This window comes from Pseudomonas sp. 3-2 (genome assembly GCF_019710535.1).
GTDB classification, from domain to species: Bacteria; Pseudomonadota; Gammaproteobacteria; order Pseudomonadales; family Pseudomonadaceae; genus Aquipseudomonas; species Aquipseudomonas pharyngis.
Genome location: NZ_CP081200.1, coordinates 6,319,923 through 6,339,756 on the forward strand (window position 1 = coordinate 6,319,923; position 19,834 = coordinate 6,339,756).

General features: G+C 61.2%; 15 protein-coding genes. 9 read left to right on the forward strand and 6 right to left on the reverse strand.

Annotated features, from left to right (window positions below; translation table 11 throughout):
• Positions 1–50 precede the first annotated feature (50 nt).
• Complete coding sequence (locus K3819_RS28830) at positions 51–1,349, reverse strand: MFS transporter (protein WP_085612419.1); 1,299 nt, start codon at positions 1,347–1,349, stop codon at positions 51–53.
• Positions 1,350–1,726: 377 nt separating this feature from the next.
• Between K3819_RS28830 and K3819_RS28835 the strand changes: the two genes are divergently transcribed.
• Positions 1,727–2,131 carry an acyl-CoA thioesterase gene (locus K3819_RS28835; protein WP_003229628.1) on the forward strand — a complete coding sequence of 135 codons (405 nt, stop codon included), beginning with the start codon at positions 1,727–1,729 and terminating at the stop codon, positions 2,129–2,131.
• 57 nt (positions 2,132–2,188) lie between these two features.
• A complete protein-coding gene (locus K3819_RS28840; RefSeq protein ID WP_221398354.1) occupies positions 2,189–3,088 on the forward strand; it encodes a D-hexose-6-phosphate mutarotase in 900 nt (299 codons plus the stop codon).
• A 125-nt stretch (positions 3,089–3,213) separates the two neighbouring features.
• On the opposite strand, the gene K3819_RS28845 is transcribed toward K3819_RS28840, so the two are convergent.
• The 4 genes from K3819_RS28845 to purE form a co-directional block, all read right to left on the reverse strand.
• Complete coding sequence (locus K3819_RS28845; protein WP_064379774.1) at positions 3,214–3,750, reverse strand: DUF3299 domain-containing protein; 537 nt, start codon at positions 3,748–3,750, stop codon at positions 3,214–3,216.
• Between the two features lie 103 nt (positions 3,751–3,853).
• Positions 3,854–4,099, reverse strand: a complete 246-nt coding sequence (locus tag K3819_RS28850) for a GlsB/YeaQ/YmgE family stress response membrane protein (RefSeq protein WP_003229635.1) — start codon at positions 4,097–4,099, stop codon at positions 3,854–3,856.
• Positions 4,100–4,212: 113 nt separating this feature from the next.
• Positions 4,213–5,295 carry a 5-(carboxyamino)imidazole ribonucleotide synthase gene (locus K3819_RS28855; RefSeq protein WP_011336621.1) on the reverse strand — a complete coding sequence of 361 codons (1,083 nt, stop codon included), beginning with the start codon at positions 5,293–5,295 and terminating at the stop codon, positions 4,213–4,215.
• Between the two features lie 10 nt (positions 5,296–5,305).
• A complete protein-coding gene (gene purE, locus K3819_RS28860) occupies positions 5,306–5,797 on the reverse strand; it encodes a 5-(carboxyamino)imidazole ribonucleotide mutase (RefSeq protein WP_007954291.1) in 492 nt (163 codons plus the stop codon).
• A gap of 557 nt (positions 5,798–6,354) precedes the next feature.
• On the opposite strand from purE, the gene K3819_RS28865 reads away from it, so the two are divergent.
• Positions 6,355–6,969 (forward strand): hypothetical protein, encoded by a 615-nt coding sequence (locus K3819_RS28865; protein ID WP_221398355.1) that lies wholly within the window; start codon positions 6,355–6,357, stop codon positions 6,967–6,969.
• Positions 6,970–7,067: 98 nt separating this feature from the next.
• Here the strand turns inward: K3819_RS28865 and K3819_RS28870 are convergent, their stop codons facing one another.
• Positions 7,068–7,979: a LysR substrate-binding domain-containing protein gene (locus K3819_RS28870; protein ID WP_085612422.1), complete on the reverse strand. Its 912-nt coding sequence runs from the start codon at positions 7,977–7,979 to the stop codon at positions 7,068–7,070.
• 180 nt (positions 7,980–8,159) lie between these two features.
• Here K3819_RS28870 and aspA point away from each other — a divergent pair, with 180 nt between their 5' ends.
• The 6 genes from aspA to K3819_RS28900 all read left to right on the forward strand — a co-directional run bounded on the left by aspA (position 8,160) and on the right by K3819_RS28900 (position 19,702).
• Positions 8,160–9,584: an aspartate ammonia-lyase gene (gene aspA / locus K3819_RS28875; protein WP_039765095.1), complete on the forward strand. Its 1,425-nt coding sequence runs from the start codon at positions 8,160–8,162 to the stop codon at positions 9,582–9,584.
• A 532-nt stretch (positions 9,585–10,116) separates the two neighbouring features.
• Positions 10,117–11,562, forward strand: a complete 1,446-nt coding sequence (locus K3819_RS28880; protein WP_163973737.1) for a sodium:alanine symporter family protein — start codon at positions 10,117–10,119, stop codon at positions 11,560–11,562.
• Between the two features lie 170 nt (positions 11,563–11,732).
• The gene (locus tag K3819_RS28885; protein WP_221398356.1) at positions 11,733–12,737 is read left to right on the forward strand and encodes an asparaginase; all 1,005 of its coding nucleotides are present in this window, start codon (positions 11,733–11,735) and stop codon (positions 12,735–12,737) included.
• Positions 12,738–12,824: 87 nt separating this feature from the next.
• Entirely contained in the window at positions 12,825–13,823 is a 999-nt protein-coding gene (locus K3819_RS28890; RefSeq protein WP_085612425.1) for an AraC family transcriptional regulator, read from the forward strand.
• Positions 13,824–13,955: 132 nt separating this feature from the next.
• Complete coding sequence (locus K3819_RS28895) at positions 13,956–14,981, forward strand: histone deacetylase family protein (RefSeq protein WP_085612426.1); 1,026 nt, start codon at positions 13,956–13,958, stop codon at positions 14,979–14,981.
• 155 nt (positions 14,982–15,136) lie between these two features.
• The gene (locus tag K3819_RS28900) at positions 15,137–19,702 is read left to right on the forward strand and encodes a dermonecrotic toxin domain-containing protein (protein ID WP_221398357.1); all 4,566 of its coding nucleotides are present in this window, start codon (positions 15,137–15,139) and stop codon (positions 19,700–19,702) included.
• Positions 19,703–19,834: the final 132 nt, after the last annotated feature.

Here is a 19,834-nt window from a genome sequence, read left to right on the forward strand (position 1 = left end):
CCCTGTCGGAAGGCTGGCCTTTCAGTTGTAACCGCAAGTGTGAAGGTGGCTTAGCGACCTTTGCTCCAGAGCCACGCGCCGACCAGGATCCCCATCCCGCACAGCACCGCCACATAGTAGGCAGGCCCCATCGCGCTTTCTTTCAGCAGCAGGCTGACGACCATCGGGGTCAGGCCGCCGAAGATCGCGTAAGCGACGTTATAAGAGAAGGACAGACCGCTGAAGCGCACCACCGGCGGGAAAGCCTTCACCATCACATAAGGCACCGCGCCGATGGTGCCGACCAGAAAACCGGTCAACGCGTACAGCGGGAACAGCCAGTTCGGGTGATCGGCGAGGCTGTGGTAGAAGGTCCAGGAGCTGGCCAGCAGAGCCGCGCAGCCGAACACAAACACGCGACCGGCACCAAAGCGATCCGCCAGCGCGCCGGAAATGATGCAGCCAAAGCTCAGGAACACGATCGCCAGGCTGTTGGATTGCAGCGCGGTGGTCGGCGAGAAGTGATAGACCGTCTGCAGCACGGTCGGGGTCATCAGGATCACCACGACGATGCCGGCGGACAGCAACCAGGTCAGCAGCATCGACACTGCAATGGCCCCGCGATGGTCGCGCAGTACGGCGCGCAGCGGCACTTCTTCGGCCAGCGCCTTGCGTTGTTGCAGTTCGGCGAACACTGGGGTTTCGTGCAGCCAGCGACGCAGATAAACCGAGAACAGGCCGAACACGCCACCCAGCAGGAACGGAATGCGCCAGGCGTAATCCGAAACTTCCGTTGGCGTATAAATGCTGTTGATTGCAGTGGCGACCAGCGAGCCGAGCAGGATACCCGCTGTCAGGCCGCTGGTCAGGGTGCCGCAGGCGTAGCCGATGTGCTTGCCGGGTACGTGTTCGGAAACGAAGACCCACGCCCCCGGCACCTCACCGCCAATCGCCGCGCCCTGGATGACGCGCATCAACAGCAGCAGGATCGGCGCCCACAGGCCGATCTGCGCGTAGGTCGGCAGCAGGCCCATGATCAGGGTCGGCACCGCCATCATGAAAATGCTCAGGGTGAACATCTTCTTGCGCCCCAGCAGGTCGCCGAAGTGCGCCATCACAATCCCGCCCAGCGGCCGCGCGAGGTAACCGGCGGCGAAGATGCCGAAGGTCTGCATCAGGCGCAGCCACTCGGGCATATCGGCCGGGAAGAACAATTTGCCGACCACGGTGGCAAAGAACACGAAGATGATGAAATCGTAAAACTCCAGCGCGCCCCCCAGGGCCGATAGCGACAGAGTCTTGTAGTCATTGCGGGTCAACGGTCGTGCGGGTTGGTCGGGCTGCGCGAGGCTCGAGGGCGCTGTGGTCATGGCAAGGTCTTCTCTTATAGTCGGATCTGCCGCCACAACAACGCTGGCTGTGGCTCGGGCAGGTTCGGCACCATAGCAAATTGTTCGAAAAAGCACATAGAGGCGCGTATTTGCCGGTCGAAATCAGAACCGGACGGTCGTCGCGGAGTCTACCGACCGATATACTCGCAACCTTGCTCCGGTTTGTAGGGGGTTGCTGTGCGAAAACGTCGTTGGCCCGGCCTTTGCTCGGGATTAGCCGGTTTCGCAGAGTTTCTCCTTAGGCGCCTGATGGAAAACGTGACGAACGTAGTATGTTCGGTGCTGAATCGTTTTTCCCGAAGACGGCTACCACCAGCAGCACCAACGAAGAGTCACGGGTCAGAGGCACCCCCGGCATGATAGAGCTCGAACAAGAAGATCCGATCCCGCAAGGCGACCTGGCCTTGCAAATCACCGCACTTCCCCGCGAAACCAACGGCTTCGGCGATATTTTCGGCGGTTGGCTGGTCGCACAGATGGACCTGGCCGGCACGGCCATGGCCAGCCGTGTTGCCGGTGGCCGTGTCGCGACCGTCGCCATCGACCGCATGGCGTTTCTGGTGCCGGTGGCTGTCGGCGCGCAATTGTCCTTTTATACCCAGACCCTGGAAATCGGCCGCAGCTCGATCCAGATGATGGTCGAGGTGTGGAGCGACGACCCGCTGTCCAGCGAGTGGCGCAAGGTGACCGAAGCGGTGTTCGTGTTCGTTGCCATCGATGGCAGCGGTCGCACCCGCTCGGTTCCGCCACGCGCACGTTAAACCTCGCGACCGTTTCACGGTCGATAGTCGTCCAAGTTGCTGATCGAGAGTTGTCCCATGAACACGCCCAACGTTGAAGCCGTGAAACTGGATGAACTGAACTGCTGGCGCATCCGCCACGGTCAGGCCGAAGTGCTGGTGGCCCAGCAAGGCGCGCACATCCTCAGTTATCAGGTGGACGGCCAGCCGCCGATCATCTGGCTGAACGACAAGGCCGTGTTCAAGACCGGCCAGAGCATCCGCGCCGGTGTGCCGGTGTGCTGGCCGTGGTTCGGCAAGTTCGAACGCAACCCGCAGAGCGTGCAGGCCATGTACACAGGTGCGCAACCCGCCCCCGCGCACGGGCTGGTGCGGGCAATGGATTGGGAGCTGGGCGGCATCGAATCAGAGGCTGACGGCGTCAAGGTCGAATTCAGGCTGCCCCACCCCGAAGGCGGACTGCCGGGCTGGCCGCATCAGGTCGACCTGACCCTGACCCTGCATTTGTCCGAGCAATTGCAGTTCAGCCTGACCAGCCACAACCGTGGCAACGACACCGTCAGCCTCAGTCAGGCGTTGCACACGTATTTTTCCGTCAGCGATGTGCGCAACGTGCACGTCGCCGGCGTCGATGGCTTGAATTACATCGAGACCCTGGACGACTGGAAGACCTGCACCCAGCAAGGCGACCTGCACTTTGCCGGCGAAACCGACCGCATTTACCTCGACGCCCCGCCGCAATTGAGCATCGTCGACCCGGCCTGGGAGCGGCGCATTGTGCTGACGGCTACCGGCTCGCGCACGGCGGTAATCTGGAACCCGTGGATCGACCGCGCGGCAGCACTGGCCGACATGGACAACGACGGCTGGCAACGCATGCTGTGCATCGAGACGGCGAACGTGATGGACGACATCGTGACCCTCGCGCCGGATTCCAGCCACACCATGGGTGTAAGCGTCGGTTCAAAATCGCTTTAAACCCTAGCGCAAAATAACTGTGGGAGCGGGCTTGCTCGCGAAGGCGTTGTGTCAGACAAATCGATGTAACTGGCACTCCGCTTTCGCGAGCAAGCCCGCTCCCACATTGGGTTCTGCGCCAAGTCTTAGAGATCGGACTCTTGCACCACCCGCACCTTGTCCGCTTCCAGCGCATACGCCGCATCGGCCAGGTCGTTGCTGACCTTTTCGATCTTCAGCGTGCCGGTCACCCATAACGGCGTGTAGATATCGTCCAGCTTCAAACCCTTCGGATAGCGCACCAGCACCAGTTGATTCGGTGGCGGTGGCGGCACATGGATGCAGGCGCCCGGGTACGGCACCAGGAAGAACAGCGTGCTGCGCCCCTTGGCGTCGGATTCCAGCGGCACCGGATAACCGCCGATGCGGATGTGTTTGTCATTCATCGACGCCACGGTCTTGGTCGAATACATCACCGCCGGCAAACCTTTGGCCTGCTTCATCCCGCCTTTCTGGGTGAAGGTGCCGGTGGCTTCCGGGGAGTTGTGGTCGATTTCAGGCATGGCCTCGAGGGCTTTCTGGTCCGACTTGGGCATCAGTTCCAGCCAGTCGGTTTCCGGCAGTTCGCCGGCGTGGGCCAGACCGCTGCCCAGCAAAAGGAGAGTCAACAGAAGACGGCGCATGAAGGTGCTCGGTAAAGGATGCTCGAAAAGGGAGGGGACGCTGAATCGCCGAGCATTTTAGCCCTCCCCGCCGGATTGGCGGAGAGGACTTTGTCGCTTTGAATCAGTTCTTTTTGATCAGGCCGTAGATCACCAGCAATACGATGGCGCCAACCAGCGCACCGATGAAACCTGCGCCCTGACCGGCCTGATAGATGCCCAGGGCCTGGCCGCCGTAGGTGGCTGCCAGCGAACCGCCGATACCGAGCAGGATGGTCATGATCCAGCCCATGCTGTCATCGCCCGGTTTCAGGAACCGCGCCAGCAGGCCGACGATGAGGCCGATAAAGATGGTTCCGATAATTCCCATGGCATTTCCCTCTGAATGGTAGATATGCGATGAAGCCTAGCCAGACTTTCGCATCCTGCCATCAGAGAACGGCGGCCCCTTAATGGTTCCGCCTCTGCCAGATGAAACTGTCGTTACTCGGCGATCAGCGCTTCGACCTTGAGGATCTGCTGCTCGAGGGTCGCCTTGTCCTTGCAGCGCAGGTTGGCGTGACCGACCTTGCGCCCGGCCTTGAAGGCCTTGCCGTAATGATGCAGGTGGCAATCGTCGATGGCGATGACCTTCTCGACCGGCGGCACCACACCGATGAAGTTGAGCATCGCGCTCTCGCCGACCTTGGCGGTCGAACCCAGCGGCAGACCGGCAACGGCCCGCAGGTGGTTTTCGAACTGGCTGCACTCGGCGCCTTCGGTGGTCCAGTGCCCGGAGTTGTGCACGCGCGGGGCGATTTCGTTGGCCTTGAGGCCACCGTCGACTTCAAAGAACTCGAACGCCATCACACCGACATAATCCAGCTGCTTGAGCACGCGGCTGGAATAGTCTTCGGCCAGCGCCTGCAGCGGGTGATCGGAGCTGGCGACCGACAGCTTGAGGATGCCGCTGTCGTGGGTGTTGTGCACCAGCGGATAGAACTTCGTCTCGCCATCACGAGCGCGAACAGCGATCAGCGACACTTCACCAGTGAATGGCACGAAGCCTTCCAGCAGGCAAGGCACGCTGCCCAGTTCGGCGAACGTACCGACCACGTCTTCTGGCTTGCGCAGGACTTTCTGGCCCTTGCCGTCGTAACCCAGGGTGCGGGTTTTCAGCACGGCCGGCAGGCCGATCGACGCAACGGCGGCGTCCAGGTCGGCTTGCGACTGGATGTCGGCGAACGCCGGGGTCGGAATCCCCAGGTCCTTGAACATGCTCTTTTCGAACCAGCGGTCGCGGGCGATGCGCAGGGCTTCGGCGCTCGGATAGACCGGCACGAATTGCGAAAGGAACGCCACGGTTTCCGCCGGAACGCTTTCGAACTCGAAGGTCACCAGATCGACTTCATCGGCCAATTGACGCAGATGATCCTGATCGCCGTAATCGGCCCGCAGGTGTTCGCCCAGCGCAGCGGCGCAAGCGTCCGGCGCAGGGTCGAGGAAAGCGAAGTTCATGCCCAGCGGAGTGCCCGCCAGGGCCAACATGCGACCCAACTGGCCGCCACCGATTACACCGATCTTCATCTCAACAACCTCAGGCAATACGTGGGTCTGGATTGTCCAGGACGCTGTCTGTCTGCTCGGCACGGAAGGTTTTCAGTACCGCGTGGAATTGTGGATGCTTGGCGCCCAGGATGCTCGCCGACAACAGCGCGGCGTTGATCGCGCCGGCCTTGCCGATGGCCAGGGTGGCGACCGGAATACCGGCCGGCATCTGCACGATCGACAGCAGCGAGTCGACGCCCGAAAGCATCGCCGACTGCACCGGCACGCCCAGCACCGGCAGGTGGGTCTTGGCCGCACACATGCCTGGCAGGTGGGCTGCGCCACCGGCACCGGCGATGATCACCTCGATGCCGCGGCCTTCAGCCTCTTCGGCGTACTGGAACAGCAGATCCGGGGTGCGGTGGGCAGAAACCACCTTGACCTCGTACGGGATGCCGAGCTTTTCCAGCATATCGGCGGTGTGGCTAAGGGTGGACCAATCGGACTTGGAGCCCATGATCACGCCAACCAGTGCACTCATCGTCGCGCCTCTTCTCTCTGGGCGCCCGCAGGCGCGTCAAAAACAACAAGCCACGCAGGATGCGTGGCTTGTTGTAGGAAAAATGGCCGGACGAACCGGCCGAAGGCCGCGCAGTATACCGCAAAGAAAGCAATAAACAGCCCCCGTTGCGACCATCTGTCATCTGAGCGTAACCACACATTTTGCTGACTCAAGGTTCAGGAATATTGCTTCGTTTTTCACGCGGGATACATGATCAACAGGTCGAATGGAGAGCGTACTCAAACTTCCGCATAACTTCATGTAATAAAAATCAAAACATTCCAAAGAGCCATAACAAGAATTAAATGATATACAACCAAACACGAACTTAAAAACAAAGAAGCCACCAAACAGCCAACAACAAACAACAAACAACAAACAACAAACAACAAACAACAAACAACAAACAACTTATATTGCACAGAAACAAATCCATATTATAAGCACTTCCAAAGCCGCAATGGCAAGACGGCCGGCACCATCACGCTTGCCCATCACACTATCAAGTCAATTGAAATCATCCAAAGGATTCGAACATGGCCAAACAGCCTTTAACATTGAATGTCTTCATCCATGAGGACTTATCGGACGGCAGCAGACAAGACTTGTACAAGACCCATTTTTCCTGGTTTACCGACGAAATCCAGGCACTCTCCGGCCGCAAGTTATTAGTCAATATGTTCACCCCGTCAGAAGCAGAAACCTTGAGTGGATTTGATTATAAAAGACTACCTGCCGCCCGTTCTTTGGACGCTTGGGCAGAAAAGCTAAGAAACCATTTCGGCCACAAGCTTCTGCAAGACGCGCACACTAGATTCAACAAGTATTTATTACTGACCCGCGACAATATAAACCCTGGCACAATGGGAATTGCACAAAGCAAGGGTTACGCGTGTATATCCTCGATAAGAAGCGACATGGTCCCTGCTCACGAAGCAGGCCACATGTTCGGAGCGACTCATGAAGACAGCGAAATCCTGTACAACGGATGGTGGAGCGAAACAATCATGAGGGATGATGACTTCTCACCACTTCGAAGCAACGCCAACCGTTTCAGTGATAAAAATAGAGAGAACATTCGCAATTACCTGGACAAACCGATTGCACAGCGAGCTGTGCCGCGCCCCGAAGACGACGGGGACGACGATTGAGATTGATGCAAACCTGGCGCATCCCACGAGCTCTCGTATTTTAATCAAGCTCACCCGACTTGGCAGAGGCGAAAAACAAGATTCGCCTCTGCTTTCATTCAGTTGCTGCCACTCGCCGCACCGCCTTCGAGCTTGCGCCACAACAACCGCACATTGGCCTTGCGTACCAGCGCGCAGCGATACAGGCGAATCTCCAGCGGCACGTGCCATTGCGCACCGCCGCAGACAACCAGTTCGCCACGGGCCAGTTCGGCCCGCACGCTCAGTTGCGGAACCCAGGCGATACCAAGGCCTTCCAGCGCCATGCTTTTCAGGCTGTCGGCCATGGCGGTTTCATAAATAGTGGTGAAGCGCAGCTGACGCTGGCGCAGCAAGCCATTCACCGAGCGCCCGAGAAACGCCCCGGCGCTGTACGCCAGCAACGGCACACTGCCCTCGCCTTCCAGATCGAACAGCGGTTTGCCATTGGCATCCGCCGCACACACCGGCAGCATCTCGGTCTGGCCCAGGTGCAGCGACGGGAAAATTTCCGGGTCCATCTGCATGGCCGCGTCCGGGTCATAGAACGCCAGCATCAAGTCGCAGCCACCTTCACGCAGCGCGTGCACCGCGTCGCCAACGTTGGTCGCGACCAGCCGGGTGGCGATGTTCAGGCCTTCATTGCGCAGTTGCGCGATCCAGCGCGGGAAGAAACCGAGTGCCAGCGAGTGCGCCGCTGCGACCTGGATCACTTCGCCCTGCCCGCCTTCCAGATGATGAAGATGACGCAGCACTTCACCGAGCTGTTCGACCACGGTGCGCGCGGTGACCAGGAACAATTGCCCCGCCGCCGTCAGCTCGATCGGCGTGCGCGAGCGGTTGACCAGCGTCAGCCCGAGCGCCGCTTCCAGGCTGCGGATCCGCCGGCTGAAGGCCGGCTGGGTCACGAAGCGCCGTTCGGCCGCCTGCGAGAAGCTGCGGGTGGCGGCCAGAGCACTGAAGTCCTCGAGCCATTTGCTTTCCAGATTCATCACGTCCTCCCGGACACGCACCAAAACAGGTCACACGTCTGCCGCGCACGCGGCGTCACACGGGCATTATGCCGAATGTGCATAGGGCAGTGTTTAACAGCATTGGCCCAAAAATTCCCACAAGCCTAGCATTCGCAGCGTTCCGGCACAGACCGGGTCCCTATCGAGATGATTTCTATCATGTCCTCCGCTGCATCATTCCGCACAGAAAACGACCTGCTTGGCACCCTCGAAGTCCCTGCTCAAGCGTATTACGGCATCCAGACCCTGCGAGCGGTGAACAACTTCCGTCTCTCGGGCGTTCCGATTTCGCACTACCCGAAGCTGGTTGTCGGTCTGGCAATGGTCAAACAGGCCGCTGCTGACGCCAACCGCGAGCTGGGTCACCTGAGCGAAGCCAAGCACGCTGCCATCAGCGAAGCCTGTGCACGTTTGATCCGCGGTGATTTCCACGAAGAGTTCGTGGTCGACATGATTCAAGGTGGCGCCGGTACCTCCACCAACATGAACGCCAACGAAGTGATCGCCAACATCGCGCTGGAAGCGATGGGTCACCAGAAAGGCGAGTACCAGTACCTGCACCCGAACGACGACGTGAACATGGCGCAGTCGACCAACGACGCCTACCCGACCGCGATCCGCCTGGGTCTGCTGCTGGGTCACGACGCGCTGCTGGCCAGCCTCGACAGCCTGATTCAGGCATTCGCGGCCAAGGGTGAAGAATTCAACCACGTCCTGAAGATGGGTCGTACCCAGCTGCAAGACGCCGTGCCGATGACCCTGGGTCAGGAATTCCGTGCTTTCGCCACCACCATGGGCGAAGACCTGGCCCGTCTGAAGACGCTGGCCCCGGAACTGCTGACCGAAGTGAACCTGGGCGGCACCGCGATCGGCACCGGCATCAACGCCGACCCGCGCTACCAGGCCCTGGCCGTACAGCGTCTGGCCCTGATCAGCGGTCAACCGCTGGTTCCAGCCGCCGACCTGATCGAAGCCACCTCCGACATGGGCGCCTTCGTACTGTTCTCCGGCATGCTCAAGCGCACCGCAGTCAAACTGTCGAAGATCTGCAACGACCTGCGCCTGCTGTCCAGCGGCCCGCGCACCGGCATCAACGAAATCAACCTGCCGGCGCGTCAGCCAGGCAGCTCGATCATGCCAGGCAAGGTCAACCCGGTGATCCCGGAAGCCGTGAACCAGGTGGCGTTCCAGGTCATCGGTAACGATCTGGCGCTGACCATGGCAGCCGAAGGCGGCCAACTGCAACTGAACGTGATGGAGCCGCTGATCGCCTTCAAGATCCTCGACTCGATCCGCCTGCTGCAACGCGCCATGGACATGCTGCGCGAGCACTGCATCGTCGGCATCACCGCCAACGAAGCGCGCTGCCGCGAACTGGTCGAACACTCGATCGGTCTGGTCACTGCACTGAACCCGTACATCGGCTACAAAAACGCCACCCGCATCGCCCGTATCGCCCTTGAAAGCGGCCGCGGCGTGCTGGAACTGGTGCGCGAAGAAGGTCTGCTCGACGAAGCCATGCTCGCCGACATCCTGCGCCCGGAAAACATGATTGCTCCGCGTCTGGTTCCGCTCAAAGCCTGAGCCGACGCGTGACTTGTAGCACCGCTCACCAGGTCGAGGGACTAGACACCTCTCACCTTTTGAGGGCTTGGGGATGATTCCCCGAGCCCTTTTTTTTAACTGTTTGCCAGAGAAAAACGTATGTCTGGGAACGGCTTTATGTGGGAGCGGGCTTGCTCGCGAAGGCGTCATATCAGTCGGCATCAATGAACCTGACACAGCGCTTTCGCGAGCAAGCCCGCTCCCACAAAAGAGCAGTCCCCATACAAGCCCGACGCCGGTAACGTCGGGTGTTTCAAAGCTTCGTTTCGTCGCTTGCACCACAACCGTGCAGACGGGCGCCGCACTGATCGGTATAGTGCCGCCCCTCTTCGCGTGAGCGGTCGTCGGTAACGAGGCCATAACCCATGCGAAACCCGAACTAATAACAAACCCGCGATATGGATCCGGGACGAACCCTCGCCTCGCCCGTTGTGCCGCACGCACACCGGTGTAACGCGATGTTTCCGACCATCCAGCATTTGCTTAAACAATAAACAGCGAGGAAAAATCCATGCTCGAAGTCATCAACGACTTCCTCTCAGGGAAAGTACTGATCGTGCTCATTGTCGGGCTCGGTAGCTACTTCACGATTCGCTCGCGTTTCGTTCAATTGCGCCACTTCTTCCACATGTTCGCGGTGTTCCGCGACAGCCTCAAGGGCAGCGCCGGGCAACTCAGCTCGTTTCAGGCCCTGATGCTCAGCCTCGCCGGCCGCGTCGGTGCAGGCAACATCGCCGGTGTCGGCATCGCCGTGACCCTCGGTGGTCCGGGTGCAGTGTTCTGGATGTGGGTGACCGCGCTGGTCGGCATGTCCAGCAGCTTCTTCGAATGTACGCTGGCCCAGGTCTACAAGCGCGCCGATGGCGACGGTTTGTACCGTGGCGGCCCGGCTTACTACATCCAGCACGGCCTGAAGCTCAAAGGCATGGCGGTGGTGTTCTCGATCCTGCTGCTGGTCACCTACGGCTTCGCCTTCATCGGCCTGCAGTCCTACACCGTGACCCACTCGCTGCAAAACGCCTTTGCCTTTGATCCGCAACACACCGGCATCGTCCTGGCAGTGCTGCTGGCCATCACCTTCATCGGCGGCATCAAGCGCATCGCTTCGGTGTCCGACCTGCTGGTGCCGATCAAGACCCTGGCCTACATCGGTGTGACCCTGTACGTGATCGGCACTCAGATCGAACACGTGCCAGCCATGCTGGTCACCATCTTCAAAAGCGCCTTCGGTCTTGACCCGGCTTTCGGCGGCCTGCTCGGCAGCGCGATCGTGATGGGCGTGAAGCGTGGCGTGTTCGCCAACGAAGCGGGCCTGGGCAGTGCGCCGAACGTCGCCGCCGTGGCCGCCGTGAAACACCCGGGTGCTCAGGGCGTGGTTCAGGCGTTCAGCGTGTTCCTCGACACCTTCGTGATCTGCACCTGCACCGCACTGCTGATCCTGCTGTCGGGCTTCTACACCCCGGGCTTCGAAGGTGACGGCATCGTCCTGACCCAGAACTCGCTGGCCGCCGTGGTGGGTGACTGGGGCCGCATGTTCGTCAGCGTCGCGCTGTCGCTGTTCGTCTTCACGTGCATCCTCTACAACTACTACCTGGGCGAAAACAGCCTGCAGTTCCTCACCCGCAACCGCGCTGCGCTGATGACATTCCGCGGCCTGGTGCTGGCGCTGGTGGTCTGGGGTTCGATGCAGGATCTGTCGACCGTGTTCGCCTTCGCCGACATCACCATGACCTGCCTGGCCTTCGTCAACCTGATGGCCCTGGCCTTGCTGTTCAAGGTCGGCATGCGCGTGATGCGCGACTACGATGCGCAGCGCCGCGCAGGCGTCGACCAACCGGTGTTCGACTCCAGCAAGTTCAGCGACCTGGATCTGGACCTGAAAGCCTGGCCTGCCAACCCGTCGGCCGACACCCAGGCCAACACTCAGCCGCAAGGCATCCCGGCAGCGCAACGCTGACGGGAGAATGACGGGCGCATCCCCTGCGCCCGTCAGTTAAAGTGCAATGCATTACCTGTGGGAGCGGGCTTGCTCGCGAAGACGGTGAATCAGTCGAAACATCTTTAGCTGACACACCGCATTCGCGAGCAAGCCCGCTCCCACCTGTCATCTCTTGTGGAGACCTTCAGATGATTGCCAATTCCTACCCTGCCGCCCAGCACGTCATGGTGCTGTACACCGGTGGCACCATCGGCATGCAGGCCAGCGCCAATGGCCTGGCCCCGGCGTCCGGTTTCGAAGCGCGGATGCGCGATTACCTGCACAGCCAGCCGGAGCTGGTGGTGCCGCAGTGGCGCTTTCGTGAAATGTCGCCGCTAATCGACAGCGCCAACATGACCCCGGCGTACTGGCAGCAACTGCGTGAAGCGGTGGTCGACGCCGTCGATGTGCAAGGCTGCGACAGCGTACTGATCCTGCACGGCACCGATACTTTGGCCTACAGCGCCGCAGCCATGAGCTTCCAGCTGCTCGGCCTGCATGCCCGCGTGTGCTTCACCGGCTCGATGCTGCCGGCCGGCGTCACCGACAGCGATGCCTGGGAAAACCTCAGCGGCGCACTGGTCGCCCTCGGCCACGGCCTGGCGCCGGGCGTGCACCTGTATTTCCACGGCGAACTGCTGGCCCCGACCCGTTGCGCGAAAGTGCGCAGCTTCGGCCGTCATCCGTTCAAACGTCTGGAGCGTCAGGGAGGCGGCGTGAAAGCCACGTCCCTGCCGGCAGCGCTGAACTACAACCAGCCGAAGCAACTGGCCAAAGTTGCGGTGCTGCCGCTTTTCCCGGGCATCGGCGCAGAAATCATCGACGGCCTGCTCGACAGCGGCATTCAGGGTCTGGTGCTGGAATGCTACGGCAGCGGTACCGGGCCGAGCGACAATCCAGAGTTCCTCGCCAGCCTCGGCAGGGCGCGGGATAACGGTGTCGTCGTGGTTGCGGTTACGCAGTGCCATGAAGGCGGTGTGGAACTGGATGTGTATGAAGCCGGCAGCCGCTTGCGTGGTGTTGGCGTGTTGTCCGGTGGCGGCATGACCCGCGAAGCAGCGTTCGGCAAGTTGAACGGATTGCTCGGTGCAGGTCTTGAGACAGCTGAAGTTCGGCGACTGGTCGAACTCGACCTGTGCGGCGAGCTCATCTGATGGCAACAGGCTGTGGGAGCCCCTCTGCTCCCACAGCCCGGCATGCAACTTGCTGCCGTTTCCGGCATCCCAAGGCTGGAAGATCCCATGCTCCACTCCCACCTCACCACTCTCAACGCCGTCTCCCTCGTGCTCAACACCTTCAGGGATCAAGGCCTGTCCAGCGAAGCACTGCTCGCCGGCAGCGGTATCAGTGCGGCGGATCTGAGCCGGGCCGACACCCGCATCACCACCAATCAGGAGATGCAGGTCTGCGCCAATGCGGTCGCGCTCAAGCACGACATCGGACTGGAACTGGGCCGGCGCATGCATGTTTCCTGCTACGGCATCCTCGGTTACGCGCTGCTGACCTGTGCCACCTTCGGTGACGCTTTGCGGCTGGCGATCCGTTATCCGGCGCTGCTGGGAACACTTTTCGAGCTGAGCCTGGAGGACGACGGCGAGCGCGTCTGGTTCGTTGCCGCCGATTACCGCGAAAGCCCGGCAATGGCGGTGTTCAATGCCGAGTTCTGCCTGGTGTCGTTGAAAGTCATCTGCGACGACCTGCTCGGCCATCCGCTGCCATTGCTGGCCGCTCGCTTCGAACACGCTGCGCCGGACTATCGCGACAGCTACGCCGAGCACTTCAAGGCGCCCGTGCATTTCGGCGCCAAAGACAACGCCTTCGCCTTCGACCGACGCTGGCTAGACCAGCCGCTGCCACTCGCCGACATCATCACCCATCAAGCCATGGCCGAGCGGTGCCGCAAGCAGAACATCGAGTTCACTGGCCGTCAGGCGTGGCTCGGGCGGATCCGTCAGTTGCTCAGCGCACAACTCAACGCCGCGCCGGGGCTGGAAGGTCTGGCGCAGCAGATGAACTGCTCGCCGCGTACATTGCGTCGGCATCTGAAGGACATGGGTTGCAGCTACCAGGAGCTGCTCGACGAACTGCGTTTCGAGCGGGCCAAGCAGATGCTTTGCGAGGATCAGTTACCGATCTACCGCATCGCCGAAACCCTGGGTTTCAGCGAGACGGCGAGCTTCCGTCACGCCTTCGTGCGCTGGAGTGGCGTGGCGCCGAGTCAGTTCCGACCACACGGTTAAACCTTCGAGGGGCGATATCAGGTCAGTATTTTTGGCCACATCAATCCCCTTTTGGCCTCTCTGGCCGTTCTCCGATTCGCCCCACGCCGCAACACTGGAGCCAACCGAATCAGCCCCTGCGGAGAACAACAAATGCTGACGATCTACTCTGACGATCACCACCTGCACCATGGCCGCTGCGAGTTGATCGACGGGCAACTCAAGCCTTGCTTCGAGATGCCGTCGCGTGCCGACCACGTGCTGCAACGGGTAAAAAATCAAAACCTCGGCCCGGTCGAGGCGCCGAAGGATTTCGGCCTCGGGCCGATCGAGCGCATTCACAGCCGCGACTACCTCGACTTTTTCAAAGGCGCGTGGGCGCGCTGGACCGAATTCAACACCGACGGCGATTTGCTGCCTTACACCTGGCCGGCGCGCACCCTGCGTCAGATCAAGCCGACCAGCCTGCACGGCCAGCTCGGCTATTACAGCTTCGACGGCGGCGCGCCGATCACCGCCGGCACCTGGCAAGCAGCGTACAGCGCGGCGCAAGTGGCGCTGACCGCACAAGCGGAAATCCAGCGTGGCGCCCGGGGTGCCTTCGCCCTGTGCCGTCCGCCGGGACACCACGCTGCCGGCGACTTGATGGGCGGTTATTGCTACCTCAACAACGCCGCCATCGCCGCGCAGGCATTCCTCGATCAGGGCCACAAGAAAGTCGCGATCCTCGACGTCGACTACCACCACGGCAATGGCACCCAATCGATTTTCTACGAGCGCAGCGACGTGCTGTTCACCTCGATCCACGGCCACCCGGAAGCGGAATTCCCGTTCTTCCTCGGCTACGAAGACGAACGCGGTGAAGGGGCCGGCGAAGGCTTCAACTTCAACTACCCGCTGCCGGCCGGTTCCGGCTGGGATGTCTGGAGCGCAGCGCTGGATCAGGCCTGCCAGGAGATCGATAACTACGGCGCCGACATCATCGTCGTGTCGCTGGGCGTCGACACCTTCAAGGACGATCCGATCTCGCAGTTCAAGCTCGACAGCCCGGATTACCTGGCGATGGGCAAGCGCATCGCGGCCCTCGGCAAACCGACCCTGTTCGTCATGGAAGGTGGCTACGCGGTAGAAGAAATCGGTATCAACGCGGTGAATGTGCTCGAAGGTTTCGAGCAATGAGCCGCTTCAAGTCCGCCACCTGATACCCCGACCCGCACACGCGGGTCTTTTTTTGCCTGCGATATTTATGTACCGCAACCGCTCCCGTCTCGCCCGCTACCTTGCTCGACCCGGCGCCGCTTCCGGCCGCCTGAGGTTCAATCAAGGAGATGGCCATGCCTGAAATCCCGACGCCCAGCGCTGTCGACGTACTGACCCAACTGGTGACCGGTCCGTCACTGTGGGAGGTCGCCACGAATACCTTGCGCCCGGCACTCAAGACCCTGTATCCGGAACTGGAGCTCGACCCGCGCCAGACCCTCGTGGTGACTCCGGTCTGGCAAATCGACGGAGATCGCGTGATTCCTGGCCGAAGCCGCTCCGAATCCCTGACCAATGTGCTGGTGCGTCTCGCACTTGGCGCGACCACCGTCACCTGGATCGATGGGGAGCATTACCTTGTCCGGCGCTCGACGAATGAGCAACCGGTCACGCTGGCGGTCAAGATCGATGCGCTCGCCCGCTTGATCAACGAACTCGCGCCACTGCTGTTCGTGGCTTATCAGGAACAACAGATCGATTACTGGAACGAACCCACAGGCCTGTCGCATCCGCGCTGGTATTCGTTGTCGGACGCCTTGCGTGCACTGTGGGACGTCAAGGATACAACCGACTGGGACGAACATCGGCTGGCCATGGCCCGGGCCGTTTTCGCCGATCCTGACAAAACGCAGCGCCTGCTACGGGACAAGTACAAGACCCGCGCGTACCTGATCGATGTCGACGCGGGTGACGAGGTGCAACGCCGCCATCTCCACGTCCTCGACACCGCCGTGCTGGTCGGCTCGGTAGCCGGGCGCACCCTGATCCTGAGCCACTCACTGCCGCTGGGTTTCCAGCGCTTCGACTCTTTCGAGGAGCTGGGCGAGGCTATCAGGAACGCGTATCCGGCAAAGGCTGTTCCGGTCTCGCTGAACTGGCGGCTGATCGAGCCGGAGGGCAATTTTTTTGATCGCCAGGCCTGCATTCTCATCGCTCTGGAAGCAGACGCCATCGGCGCGCTCGGGTCGCCGCCCTCGACCCGGCCGGGCGTTCTACCGCATCCGGGCACGCTCGGCAGACACACCGCAGAGCTGCCACCGCAACTCCAACCCCAGGCCGAGCACTTGCGACCACTGCTGCCGTCCTGGCTGGACCAGGCCAGGGCCGATGACCAGACCTGCTACAGCCGCCACCTGCTGGATCTGGTGCTGATACAACACCAGAACGCCGGCAAGACGTTCCAGAACGAAGTCCCCGACCTGCGCACTTTCACCCTCGAAGCCCTGAGCGCACAGATCCGCAGAGAACAACCCCAGACAAACGATGTAAGGGTCGACAACCTCGAAATCAGCATTACCAGCCTGGTGGTCTGGGGCACGTTCATGTGGCCGGGCAATACCGAGACCCTCACGCTGTCCCTCACCGATCTCGCCTTGCAGAATCTGGCCGGGCTGCCGCCGGGCAACAAAGTCGTGCGCTGCAAGGACGGCACTCCGGTGCCTGACTGGATGAGTGCCGATTATCTGGAAAGGCTCGTGACCACCGTCGACATCGGGGCCCGTTACCCGGCCATGCTGAAACGCTGCCTGGTCGAGGACAGCACGCGGGCCTCCACCCTGCAGCAGCTTTACACTCGACAGTTATCCGCCGAGCTGCCACTGCTGGCGTTGCAACACAAGATCCGTGGCGAAATGGATATCGACGAAAGAGGCTATCGGTACATTGTCGCTGCACTGGCCGACACCGCCAGCGAACGGCAAGTGGATGGGCAGCAGATCGTTGTCCGCCCGCTGGCTTTCATTGTCGGCCAGCGTCCGCGTGACATCGTTGCCAATATGTTCATCATCGGTCCGCGTCAGACCGATCAGGGCCCCTGCCTGCTTTACCGGCCTCTGCTCGATCCGCCACTGATCCAATACGCCAGCCCCGCCAACCTGCTATACGCAATCAAGCATTCACGCTCGATTCGCCAGGCGGTACTGGCCTGGTTGCCTGACGACGTGCGCTTCAATTACGAGCAGTACGTATTTCCCGCCAGGCTGCCTTCGATCTGGACGATTCCCCAATCGCTGGTCGATCCGAGCGCCGCCCTCGATATGAGCGGTCCTGTTTCGTTGGCCAGCGACGTGATCGAAGACCCGATTTTGCCAGCCCTGTTCAACGCCAATGTGCAAGCCATGCTCACCCAGTCGGACCGGCAGTCGGTATCCAACGCTGAAGCACGCTGGGCTTCGCTGAAGAATGGTGGCTGGCGGATTTTCAATGCGGCGCTGCCGTTCCTGGGGCGCAGCGTGGGGACGGCGGCGTGGATCTGGCAGATCATCGATGACTTGCAGGCAATGAATGACGCCGCCAATGAGGCTCCGGCCCGACTCGACTGGAGCGCGCTGGCCGACATCCTCCTGGCACTGGGCATGGTACTGGCCCACAGGGCCGCTGTTGGCAGAAGGCCGGTCCATGAATCACCGGCGTCGCCGCAAACCGTCGTTGAAACACCTGCCCGAACGCTATCCCCGGCCATCAAGGTGCTGCGCCTGCCGGACATCGGCGACCGCGAACTGTCCGCCAGCCATGACATCTCGGTCAACGCTATCGGCGCTCTGGACCGCTCGCAACCGGGGCTTGGCTCGCTGCTCGACAGCCTCCAGGTCCCCAGGCCCGAAGGCCTGGGTGATGCCCAGGGCGAGGGCCCGTACCAACACCTTCATGCCCATGGGCACGCCTGGTATGCAGCAGTCGGTCAGCGCTGGTTCGAGGTGATCGTGAATGACGACGAACGTGTCCAGATCAGCGATTCGCGCCAGCAGCCTGCGCGTACCGGGCCGCTGCTGACTCACAATGCCGACGGTCAGTGGTTCGTCGATCTTCGCCTGCGCCTCAACGGTGGCGGCCTGCGCAGCCGGCTCAGGAAACTGCAGGACGATAACCGGGCGCGGCTGATTCAGATGAAGGCAGCGCTCACCGACTTCGACGCCACCTTGCAGGCCAAACAGACCCAGCTCAAAGAGGTGCGTGAGGCCATGCTGCAGGCCACCCCCGATAACCGTCCGAGCGCCCGGGAGCAGTTTCTCGACACCCTGGAGGTGCAGATCAGGGCGTACGGTGAGCATATCCAGCAGCTCAAGGCCATGAACGTCGTCGAACCTATCCCCAATTACCGTACCGCCATGATCGAGCGGTTATCACTGCAGCTGTTTCTGGTGCAATCCTGGCTCGACGAACAATCGTCCGAATTCCGCAGCAGCCTGAGCACTACCCTGGCGTTGCTTGACGAGCCCTCGGCACCCTTGTCGGCAGAGCGCAACGCGCCTTTTACCAAAGCCAGTGACATGACCCAGGGCATGATCGACAAGATCGAATACGCCCGTAGCCGACTCGATGAACTGAGCCTGCTGGGCAGGGACGCCCTTGAAGTCACGCGAGACTACAAGGCGAAACTCCCCCGCTACACGATCGATGACCTCAAGCTGCTGCAAATCACGCTGGAGCAGGAGCTGTGCATCAGGCCGGACCTGACACAAGAGCCGGTCGATGCGCGGCTGGCGCTGGAAAACCTGATCGATGATGCGGCGCTGAACATCCAGAGTTCTCTGGAAGTGAGCAACGAGGAGAGTCTGCAAAATCTGAGTCAGCGGATCGAGACGATGAGCAATCTGGCCGAACAGTTCGTCGCTGTCGATCAGCGCTTTGCAGACCTGCTCGTCGAGTATCCGGAGCAACTGCTTGCCGATCGCATCGAACAGGTACGCCGGCGCGTTGCCGGATTTGCCGACAGGACGGTCGACCGGCTGGTGAACCTGCTGCGCGACAAACGACAGTTCGATCCCGTACCGGGCCCTTCGAAACCATCGACGGCGTCGGCCAAAAAGGTCATCAAGACCCGTTACAAGGGCACGGTCGTCGGTGAACCACGCAAGGACGCCAGTGGCCGGGAAACCGATCTGGTCGACGTGCGCGCGCCCCTGACGGGCAAGATCATCGCCACCTTTCACGAAAAGAGTCCGGGTGTCTGGCTCGAAAGGGTCACACCCAAACCCGTGTCAAAAGGACCGGCACCCAGCCTGCACCGCTGTATCGAGGAAGGCCAGGCACTGATCGATGGCCTGCCTGCCTTTCACCGGCGCGCGGAGGCCCACATCAACCGGGCCGCGCGCATTCCGAGCGAAATTCAGGATCTCTACTACCTGCATGCCGACCGGCTGCGCGAAGCGAGGGATGCAATCGACCGGGCCCTGACCGCGCGCAATCTCACCGATGATCGCAATGCCACGGCCAGCACCCTGAACAGAGAACTCGCCGATGCCGCCACCGCGCTTTATCAACGCGGCCAAAGCGCACGCATCCGGATCATCAAGCAGCAACCACCCACCGCGGCCCGTGTCGAATGGCTCAAGAGCAAGGGCCAGGTAGACATCTCGAAAGCCACTGCCCGGCAGCGGCTCAAGGGCTCCGGGAAGGGTTACCTGGACGAGTACGAGGTGCTCGATCACGAAACCCACGCGGTTCTGTGGTACGCGCACTTCCACTACAGCGGAATCAATGATCCGGTGACCGCCTTCAACGCCGCGCACCTGAAAACCGTAGAGCAACGCCGACTGGGTGGACGCTTCGATCCACGCACCACCGGCAACCAGGAACTCATCGCCATTTACCGCGGTGAAATCAATCGTGCGCAGGCCGCTGCGCTGTTCTTTTCCTGACGCCGGTGCGCCGGTGCCCGCGAATTTGGGGCATCGGCGCACCGGCATATATCTATGCACCGCCCTGCCCGATGCCCGCACGGATAACGTGCGTCGCATCAGGGCCGCCAGCCGCGCTGCCCTTTCACACGG

Excerpts from the sequence above, each read along its gene's own strand:
- K3819_RS28855 (WP_011336621.1), bottom strand. The coding sequence starts at position 5,295 with ATGAAGATCGGTGTAATCGGTGGCGGCCAGTTGGGTCGCATGTTGGCC.
- K3819_RS28845 (WP_064379774.1), bottom strand. The coding sequence starts at position 3,750 with ATGCGCCGTCTTCTGTTGACTCTCCTTTTGCTGGGCAGCGGTCTGGCC.
- aspA (WP_039765095.1), top strand. The coding sequence starts at position 8,160 with ATGTCCTCCGCTGCATCATTCCGCACAGAAAACGACCTGCTTGGCACC.
- purE (WP_007954291.1), bottom strand. The coding sequence starts at position 5,797 with ATGAGTGCACTGGTTGGCGTGATCATGGGCTCCAAGTCCGATTGGTCC.
- K3819_RS28885 (WP_221398356.1), top strand. The coding sequence starts at position 11,733 with ATGATTGCCAATTCCTACCCTGCCGCCCAGCACGTCATGGTGCTGTAC.
- K3819_RS28840 (WP_221398354.1), top strand. The coding sequence starts at position 2,189 with ATGAACACGCCCAACGTTGAAGCCGTGAAACTGGATGAACTGAACTGC.
- K3819_RS28850 (WP_003229635.1), bottom strand. The coding sequence starts at position 4,099 with ATGGGAATTATCGGAACCATCTTTATCGGCCTCATCGTCGGCCTGCTG.
- K3819_RS28870 (WP_085612422.1), bottom strand. The coding sequence starts at position 7,979 with ATGAATCTGGAAAGCAAATGGCTCGAGGACTTCAGTGCTCTGGCCGCC.
- K3819_RS28895 (WP_085612426.1), top strand. The coding sequence starts at position 13,956 with ATGCTGACGATCTACTCTGACGATCACCACCTGCACCATGGCCGCTGC.
- K3819_RS28865 (WP_221398355.1), top strand. The coding sequence starts at position 6,355 with ATGGCCAAACAGCCTTTAACATTGAATGTCTTCATCCATGAGGACTTA.
- K3819_RS28900 (WP_221398357.1), top strand. The coding sequence starts at position 15,137 with ATGCCTGAAATCCCGACGCCCAGCGCTGTCGACGTACTGACCCAACTG.
- K3819_RS28835 (WP_003229628.1), top strand. The coding sequence starts at position 1,727 with ATGATAGAGCTCGAACAAGAAGATCCGATCCCGCAAGGCGACCTGGCC.
- K3819_RS28880 (WP_163973737.1), top strand. The coding sequence starts at position 10,117 with ATGCTCGAAGTCATCAACGACTTCCTCTCAGGGAAAGTACTGATCGTG.
- K3819_RS28830 (WP_085612419.1), bottom strand. The coding sequence starts at position 1,349 with ATGACCACAGCGCCCTCGAGCCTCGCGCAGCCCGACCAACCCGCACGA.
- K3819_RS28890 (WP_085612425.1), top strand. The coding sequence starts at position 12,825 with ATGCTCCACTCCCACCTCACCACTCTCAACGCCGTCTCCCTCGTGCTC.